The sequence below is a fragment of the Ligilactobacillus sp. JN-6 (Y).1 genome (genome assembly GCF_058111525.1).
Genome location: NZ_CM176599.1, coordinates 2,440,351 through 2,449,431 on the forward strand (window position 1 = coordinate 2,440,351; position 9,081 = coordinate 2,449,431).

Consider the following 9,081-nt stretch of genomic DNA (forward strand, 5'->3'; position numbering starts at 1 on the left):
AGTCAGCTACTATGGCGCGCTTTTCAGGGGGGGGTCTAGTGCCTGACTTGGATGAGCGGGATCTCTTGTCTCGAGAGAACCCACTAAAAAAGCAATTCTCACTTTTAACTTTGAGAATTGCTTTTCTAATTATTCAAGAAAAAATTTAAAAACTGGTGCGCAATATTAAAGTAGATCAAAACCGATGTTAGATCACTCAAGGTGGAAATGAACGGCCCTGATGCCACCGCAGGATCGACGCCGACCTTGTCCATGATCAACGGAATAAAACTACCCGCTACCGTTGCAACAGTGATCGCAGTTGCCATCGAGATCCCGATCACAAAACCTAAAATAAAATTGTGTTTCCAAAAACCGACGAGCAAAAAGATGGCTACGCCCGTTATCAGACCGGCAAATACCCCCGTTAGTAACTCATTAAAAATTGTTTTGATCCCTGAGCGACGATCCTCTTCACTATTGGACAGCCCGCGGATCGCCACAGCCAAGCTTTGCGTACCTGCATTACCAGCTGTCCCGGTGATCAAAGAAACAAAAACGGCCAAGATACTAGCTTGTGAGATCAAAGCCTCATAATGATCGATCAAAGTCGTAGTTGACATCCCCATCAATAACAAGATAAGCAACCAAGGCAAACGCTTAAGTGACGCTTGAAACGGGTTTTCCGGATTTTCTTCAGTATCAACACCAGCCAAACCTGAATATTCACCAGCATTTTCTTCATCGATAACATCAATAACGTCATCAACGTTGATAATGCCAACTAACTTGTTAGCATAGTCAATAACCGGCAAGGCCACGAAGTTATAATCACGCACCTTTTGTGCAACTTCAGTCTGATCTTCGTCGACTGGTACAGAGATCACAGGTTCTGTCATGATCTGAGATATCGGTGTTTCTTCCGAATTAGTCAATAGATCACGTAAAGTTACAACTCCGATCAACTCATTATCATTAGTAACAACATACGCATAATAAATCAATTCAGCATCAGCTGCTTCTTCACGAATATCTTTGATGGCTGAGCTAATATCCTGGTCAGCAAAAATATCGACATATTCAGTGGTCATCAAAGCGCCGGCAGTCTTATCTTCATAATGGAGCAGCTCACGTATCTCTGCCGAGCGCTCCTCTGGCAGTGCCAACAAATAATGGGTCAGATCTTTATTTTGTGCATAGGCTAAAATATCGACGGCATTATCCGTGTACATTTCATCTATGACCTTAGCTGCATATTGAACTGGCATTTCCTTGAAATATCTAACTACATCTTCCGGTTCTTCTTCGATCGCATCAAACATATCACCGACTTCATCAGCACTTAAGTAGCGATAGACTCTGCTTCGTAAAGTTTCATCTAAGTCCGAAAAAATTTCAGCTTGCTCATGGACGTGCAAGTCCAGATATTCACGCCGAAATAACTTAGCTTTTTGATCAGTTAATAATTGAATGATCTGGTCGTTTTTATTTACATTTTGCATTTGCTTATCGGCCATTTTTGTACCTCTTCTAAAGATTTTTCGTGTATTTGTACATGTCTTTCTTTAATGGAGCAGTGAAATCTAGCTGTTTTTTCGTCAATGGGTGTTTGAAACTTAGCCGGTAACAGTGTAAGGCCTGCCGGTAGATCCCACCAACAAAACGTCCCCCGTACATAGTGTCCCCTAATAAAGGACAACCGATACTTGCACAGTGGACTCTTATTTGATGCGTCCTTCCTGTTTTTGGTTGTGCTAAAAGTAACGCCTCTCTTAAACCACACTTCAAACACTTAATATGTGTCAACGCTTGTTGCCCATGTTGGTCGATTTGCCGCTTAAACAGGCCTTGTGGATCACGACCGATCGAAGTTTCGATATCAAACTCGTTCAAAACTGGCAACTGCCCTTCAACTAGTGCTAAATACTGCTTAGCTATTTTTCTTTGTTGCATTTGTATATCCAGTAAAGCATGAGCGTAACGGTGTTTTGCAAACAAAACCAACCCACTTGTATCTCTGTCAAGCCTTGAAACTATATGTGGAATGATCCCGTGATAATTACGTACTTCATAGTAACCACAAACTCGATTCACTAAAGAATCATTTGGATATAGGTTCGATGGGACTGAAGTTAAGTGTGCAGGTTTATTAACTACTAAAAGATCTCGATCTTCATAAATAATATCTAACGGTACATAAGAGGGGACAATTTCAGTTTTTCGTCCATGTTCAGGAGGTAATATCAAAGTCACCTTTTGACCTGGAAAAATATTATCAACTGTCCGTCCCTGTGCATCATCAACTAAGAGTTGACCGCCTTCATGACGAACTTTCGCTAACAATCTACGTGACACGTGCTCTTGTTTCAGAAAAGATCTCAATTTAATATGTGTACTGCCCCTATATTCCCACACAAATTTCATTGCTCATCACCAATAAACGCATCCTTCACTCGGTTCCAAAAGCCATTATGGCGGTATTTTGCAAAATAAACTTTCCTTTTAGAAACTTTATATGTGATCTGTGCGATGTCCGAGGTGTGATAATAACGAGAGTCTACTGTTAACAAAAAGTCTTGGTTATTAGCAGGACTGACAGGACGAATATTCACCCAGTCATTAGGACTAATGATCAATGGAGAACTGATCGTTCTAAAAACACGGTTATTGATCGAGCTGATCTCCGCCAACTGTAAAACCGGCATATCCGGGTGAACAACAGCTCCACCCAAGGATTTACTATAACCCGTTGATCCTGTGGGTGTGGCAACGCACAAACCATCACCGCGAAAACGTTCGAATAGGTCTCCACCAATATAAACATCGGAGGTCATAGTTGGTCCGACTCTTCTTATCGATGATTCATTAAGCGCTAAGAACTGCTGAACCTCGCCACTTTCACGCATTTGTACACTAACATCAAGTAATGGATAGGCAACCGACTGACGATTATCAGACTGGATGCTGACAACCAGGTCATCAATTTCATTATCACGCCAATCGGTATAAAAACCTAAGTGACCCGTATGGACACCAACGAAACGGATCTGGTCTAATTGCTTTTCATAATGGTGGAAAGCGGCCAACAGGGTCCCGTCACCGCCAACTGTGATCACGATATCGGGATTTTTGGAATCAAAAATAAAGTGTCTGTCAGCTAACTTTTTTTGTAGTTGCTGCTTGACCGCTAATGATTTATCTAAGTCATTTGCAAAAATCGCGATTTTCATAACTTTCCTCTTTTACTTGCTTTACTCCACTACTAATTTATCGAATACATAGAAAGCTAATACTACCATGCTTTCACTCACTTATCTAGTGTACCACAGTTACCAAATCATTTGAATTTTAGTCTCATTTTAGTCCAAGCTTTGAAAAAAGCTTTGGAAAAAATTTACCTGTGTGCTTTCAAATTTTATTAGCTCAAAACACTAGAATTTTGTCAAGCACTATTTTTGCAAGCTAAAATGTTTTTTGGTACTCTGAAAACAGCAATGTTTAAACTTTAAACATTAATATGCTAAAGTAAAAATTTCTGGTATATACCAAAAATTAGTGTATTTCACTTTAAATTTATCTACATATTCACTATAATTAGGTTGAGTTTCAATTAAGACATAAATTTAAGTGAAAAATCAGAGATATTAACACTAAAGTTGTTATAGAAATAACAGCTTTATAGTCGTTTCTATGAGTAATTATTCGTAATAAACACATTAATTGCAATTAAAAGTAAGTCTGTTAAGGTGAAAATGATATCTAATGGAAAAGACAGTTAGTTTTTGGAGGAAGCAATTTTGTTAGAAATGTATTTATTTATTAACCCGATCGGTAGCGTCTGTTATCACGCTGAGCAAAATATTTTAGACTTGATCCAAGATGCTAGTGAAGATGTCCGTTTTCGGTTCATTCCTTTAATGAATATGCAAAGTGTCCAGGATGTAATGAAGTTAAATGGTCAATCACCAACTGACCTAGTTGCTCGAAATAAATTAGTCGTCAACATTTACCATGCTGCTTTAGATGTTAAGGCCGCTGTATTCCAAGGTAAAAAGCGTGGAAGGAAGTTCCTGTTAAGCATCCAACGACAAATGGAGAGCTCTGCAGATGACAATTATACCGACCAAATTGCAATGCAGGCGGCTATGGAAAGCGGCTTAGATGAAGAAATGTTTATTCACGATCGCAATTCAGAGTTCACTGCAAAGTCTTTTATGCAAGACCAAAAAACGGCCGCAGAAATGAATGTTGAACATCATCCTACTGTTGTTGTATTCAACGTTAAGGGTTATGATTGTGGGATCTCAATGGATGCGTGCAAATCTGAACATGTTTTGAAGGAAGTTTTAGCCGGCAAAGCACCAACGGATCTAGTTGAAAAAGACTGTGGTTGTCATTCGCATCTGAATTCATTTTTAAAGTCCAGCCACACTCCACTTAAAATTCAAATTGATAGCAATAATTATTAAATTAATTCAAAAGACCCGACCGCAAAAAACGGACGAGCCTTTTTTTATTGAAAACATTCACTTATTTAGAATTTCTTCCAGTTCTTTTAGACGTTTTTCAAACATTGCAAAAGCAGTCTCTAAATAATCAACTTGCGTCATATCCACACCAGCCTGGCGCATAATATTGATCGGGTAGTCTGAACTGCCAGCTTGCAGGTAATGTAAATAAGCTGTGGTATCCTCTTGCTTATCATCCAAAATATTATTAGCTAATGTTGTTGCTGCAGCAAAACCTGTTGAGTACTGGTAAACATAAAAGTCATAATAGAAATGCGGGATCCTAGCCCATTCATCAGCTATTTGCGGCGTACTACCGACCTGCTTTCCATAGTATTGCTGGTTAAGGTCTAAATATTTGGCTGACATTTCGTCAGCTGTCAAGGGCTCTCCTTTAGCATCAGTTTCGTGAAGCCACTGTTCGAATTCAGCAAATTGTGTTTGCCGGTAAACAGTTCCCTTAAAACCATCTAAATAATAATTTAAAACATAAGCCCGAACCGATGGATCAGTCTCATGTTCTAACAAGTATGCAGTCAACAAATTCTCATTAGTGGTAGATGCGATCTCCGCTACAAAGATAGAATAATCTCCATATTGAAAAGGCTGATTGGTTTTGGTCAGTTGGCTATGCATACTGTGTCCCATCTCATGAACTAAAGTGTACAGACTATCAAGGTCGTCGTTCCAATTCAGCAAAATATAAGGTGGTGTATCGTACCCGCCGCCTGAATATGCGCCGCCTCTTTTACCTTTGTTAGGAAGGACGTCAATATAACGTTCATCAAATGCTTTTTTGACCCGTTCAACATAATCTTTACCCAAAACTGACAGTGCCTTTAACGCGATTTTCTTACCTTCTTCAAATGTGTATGTTAATTCAGGCTTACCAGTCAAAGGAGTGTAAAGGTCATACATACTCAGGTCGGTCAATTTTAAAACTTTTTGACGAAGACCAACATATTGCTGTAATAGGTCAAGATGTTTATGAACTGTTTGAACTAAGTTGTCATAAACACTTTCTGGGATATTATTTTCATTTAACGCAGCTTGTCGTGCACTATCGTAGTGTCGCACTTTTGCATCATAGTTTTGAATATGAACATGTGAACCGAGGGTCTTGGCAAAGGTGCGTAAAAACTGATGATAGACGTCATATAACTTAGTAAAAGCTTGCTTTCTAACAGTCCGGTCTGTTGATTGGATCAGCTGATTATATGTACTATCAGTCAACTCTGTTGTGCGACCATTTTGATCGATCACGTCTGCAAACTCCAAGTCAGCATCATCTAAAACGGAAAAAATATTTTCCGGCACTGAAAAAATATCTCCCATCGAGGCTAATAACTTTTCTTCCGGCGTGCTTAAAGTATGCTTAATGAAACGTAGCGTGTCCGCAAATAAATGACCATACTCTTTTAGTCTTGGCTCTTGTTGCATATAATCTTGGACTTTCTCTTGACCTAAGCTCATAAGTTCCGGATCAAACCAGGCTAATTTTCCTTCCAATTGCGCAAACATCGCTTGAGTTCTAGAAAACATGCCCTGATACTTGGAGTTAGTCGTATCCTGATCATTCTTCATGCTAGCATAAACATACACTTTTTCTGACGAACGATAAACCGCGAGCAAGGCCTTCACAGCAGCTAATAGTGATTCAGGATTATCACCCAGCGTTCCCTGAAATTCTTCAAATTTTTCTGCTTGTTTTTTGACATCTTCGAAAGATCTTTCAAAATCTTGGTCGGTGGCAAATACCTTACTCAGATCCCAAGTAAACTCGGGATCAGTTTCACTTCTTTGTGGTACTTTCTTTACTTCAGACATAATTGACCTCCTCGAATGAAAAGTGTCGAGAAACGTTCATTAATGATCACAAAACCTTTTAACCAGCCAAGCTCCCAAAAAGGCACTCGGCTTTTCCAACACTTATATTGCAATCAATTGTATCGATAATCATTAGTAAAATCAATTTTATCTACAAACTTTTTAAAGCTATCCCATTCCGCTTTACATATCAGCTCCATGGAAACAAAGGGCATTCCAAATACCTGATGTCGATTTAAAAACTTGTTCCTGTTAGTTGTTTTTGTACCAGAAGAAAGGCAAAGGACAACACTTATTTTCCAGAGAAAAGCCGGTAAGCGGTATATCGGTGGAAAATATCTAGTTGAGAGCACTTCCTGAGTCAAATCAACAAAAGAAAAATGTTGCTCATAGCACAAGTTTTGTACGGCGTATATTTGACGGTCACGCTCATGTATTTTAAAAGCCAGATTACGCATTTGCTTTCTTCTTCCAAAGTGGTCAATGAAAAATACCGAATGTGATGATCTGTGTGTAAAAATGCCACTAATTCTTTCAAATCATGAGCAAAAAAGCGCATGTACTTCAGCGGCAAAAGATCAGCCATTTGAATACCGTATAGTACTTCGAAACGATCATAAACTGTATCCAGGTAGATCAAATAAAAACCTAAATTGTGATGCCAGCGGATGAACTGCGCAATTTGCTGCGTTAAATTTTTTTGAGGATAATGACGCCGACCTAAGATCCATACATATTTAAAATGATGTTGCTGGTAGCCATAAGAACGCTGTACCATCTCATCCAGGCTTAAAGGCGCGCACTGAAATTCAAGCGCAAGAGGCTGCTTTTGCGCAAAAATACATAAGACATCAGGCCTTTGTCGCAACTCTTCTTGATAGGCTTCCAGTCTGACCTCACACTGAAACTGTTGGCACCAAATTGCCAACAATTTTTTACCAGCCAAATGCTCTGCTGTTTCACCTTCGCTATATGCCAGGCAGCCCTTTTTCTTATGGGCAAAGTGAGCAATTTTTAATGTTCCTTTTTTTAAGCAAACTGTTCCCGAACAACTAGGACAAACATAATGGCCTTGCTTACTTGCTTTTTTAGCACTAACGTAAGCTCCTTTTTGGTCCTTTGCGTACAACATCTTGCCACCTCCTATTAAAAATATGCAAAAAAAGCAAGAAACCACTTTTTTAATTAAAAATACTCTTAAAAAGTGACTTCTTGCTTATAGTTTTATTTCTACATACTACGGAAGTAAGTTTACTTAAAGTAACTTAAAGCCCAACTAAATGCATTATCTTCGACGATCACACGACCTCTTTCACGTAAAAGAGCAGAACCAAAATTAACTGGCTGGCCATATTCATACATGTTACTCATAAAATCTTTGATCCGTTCTGCTGACACTTCATGGGTATCAAAGGCCAAATCAAGATAATACTGAGATTTATAGACATACAGACTAGCCTTTATCTCGCTTTCCCCAATGGTTTTTACAAGTTCAATGAAATCTTCGAAGTCAGAAAAACCGACTAGATAGTGCTTGATAGCTATTTCGTCCCCATGTTGTTCATGATCATCACTTGCTTGGATCTTCGTTTTTCTTTCATCACGATAATTAGAAATGTGATTTTGGATATAATCAGCAACATCATCATTAACTCCAAAACCATTCATATTCAATTGATCTAAAGTCTTCTTGATCTCATCAGTTGAAGCATCATTGGTGTGATCGTTAGCTGGATTATATGGCATTTTATCCATATTATTGGGATCAACTTTAGAAATAAAAAGCTCTAACCCATTGCGATTAGGTAAAACCTGGAAAGTGACCGCCTCAATATCCCTAAATTCGTGATCGACATCCACTTCGTCCAAAATACTATAAAAGAAGTTTTCGATCTCACTTTGGCTCCCTAACAGATCTAGGACTGTAACTCCACGATCAGCCAAATCTTGGTTTTCTAACAAAACCCGTATCGTGTTGTCGTTTATTTTCTCCATTTCCATCTGTGGTCTCCCCACCTTTCATTTAACTAAATAACTCTATCTTAACAATTAGTTCGATTGTACCACGCATCTGCCTAAAAATACACAGTCTAGCCCATATAAATCAGTCTCCAGCAATATCCTTATCAACTTTTTTACTTTTTGACCATCTTTTACCTTTTAGGTGCAATTTATACTAAGCATTACGCACATCCGAACGGATAAAACTTCAAAAATTACATGCAACTCTACAAAAAAACCGCCTGCACGCAGACGGTTTTGCATCCTTAATTTAAAATCCTGCCAAAGCTTGAGCTTCTTTTAACTCCATTGCTCGAACATCACGTGGCAAGAAACGACGGATCTCATCTTCGTTATAACCAACTTGGAGACGCTTATCATCCATGATAATTGGCCGACGCAAGAGACCTGGATTTTTTCGAATTAAATCAAATAATTCTTTTAATGGAAGTTCATCCAAATCAACGTTAAGACTTTGATAAACTTTAGAACGTTTCGAGATGATCTCTTCAGTTCCATCTTCAGTCATCTGCAAAATTTGTTTGATTTCATTAACACTGAGCGGTTCTGAAAAAATGTTACGTTCCTTAAAAGGAATATTCTGTTCTGTTAACCATGCGCGAGCTTTCCGACATGAAGTGCAACTTGGTGACGTATATAATGTAACCATGTAAATCGCTCCTTTAATAGTTAAACCATATTCAAACAACATATTCTCTACATCCATTATTATACACTAATTCTACAAAAATAAAACCTTATTTTG

General features: G+C 38.6%; 8 protein-coding genes. 1 reads left to right on the top strand and 7 read right to left on the bottom strand.

Going from position 1 to position 9,081, the window contains the following annotated elements:
* Positions 1-125: 125 nt before the first annotated feature.
* From mgtE to AC3XNE_RS11530, 3 genes are read right to left on the bottom strand one after another with little or no spacing between them, the layout of a single operon-like run.
* A complete protein-coding gene (mgtE, locus tag AC3XNE_RS11520) occupies positions 126-1,496 on the bottom strand; it encodes a magnesium transporter (RefSeq protein ID WP_489832213.1) in 1,371 nt (456 codons plus the stop codon).
* Between the two features lie 13 nt (positions 1,497-1,509).
* Positions 1,510-2,403 carry an RluA family pseudouridine synthase gene (locus AC3XNE_RS11525; RefSeq protein WP_489832214.1) on the bottom strand — a complete coding sequence of 298 codons (894 nt, stop codon included), beginning with the start codon at positions 2,401-2,403 and terminating at the stop codon, positions 1,510-1,512.
* A complete protein-coding gene (locus tag AC3XNE_RS11530; protein ID WP_489832215.1) occupies positions 2,400-3,209 on the bottom strand; it encodes an NAD kinase in 810 nt (269 codons plus the stop codon). The genes AC3XNE_RS11525 and AC3XNE_RS11530 overlap by 4 nt, the downstream gene beginning before the upstream one ends.
* Before the next feature lie 576 nt (positions 3,210-3,785).
* Between AC3XNE_RS11530 and AC3XNE_RS11535 the strand changes: the two genes are divergently transcribed.
* Positions 3,786-4,448: a DsbA family protein gene (locus AC3XNE_RS11535; RefSeq protein WP_489833417.1), complete on the top strand. Its 663-nt coding sequence runs from the start codon at positions 3,786-3,788 to the stop codon at positions 4,446-4,448.
* A 57-nt stretch (positions 4,449-4,505) separates the two neighbouring features.
* Here the strand turns inward: AC3XNE_RS11535 and pepF are convergent, their stop codons facing one another.
* From pepF to spxA, 4 genes are all read right to left on the bottom strand, one after another.
* Complete coding sequence (gene pepF, locus AC3XNE_RS11540) at positions 4,506-6,314, bottom strand: oligoendopeptidase F (RefSeq protein WP_489832216.1); 1,809 nt, start codon at positions 6,312-6,314, stop codon at positions 4,506-4,508.
* Between the two features lie 361 nt (positions 6,315-6,675).
* Positions 6,676-7,446, bottom strand: a complete 771-nt coding sequence (locus AC3XNE_RS11545) for a competence protein CoiA (RefSeq protein WP_489832217.1) — start codon at positions 7,444-7,446, stop codon at positions 6,676-6,678.
* Between the two features lie 119 nt (positions 7,447-7,565).
* Positions 7,566-8,315, bottom strand: a complete 750-nt coding sequence (locus tag AC3XNE_RS11550) for an adaptor protein MecA (protein ID WP_489832218.1) — start codon at positions 8,313-8,315, stop codon at positions 7,566-7,568.
* A gap of 271 nt (positions 8,316-8,586) precedes the next feature.
* Complete coding sequence (gene spxA / locus AC3XNE_RS11555; protein WP_017867358.1) at positions 8,587-8,985, bottom strand: transcriptional regulator SpxA; 399 nt, start codon at positions 8,983-8,985, stop codon at positions 8,587-8,589.
* Between the last annotated feature and the right edge of the window lie 96 nt (positions 8,986-9,081).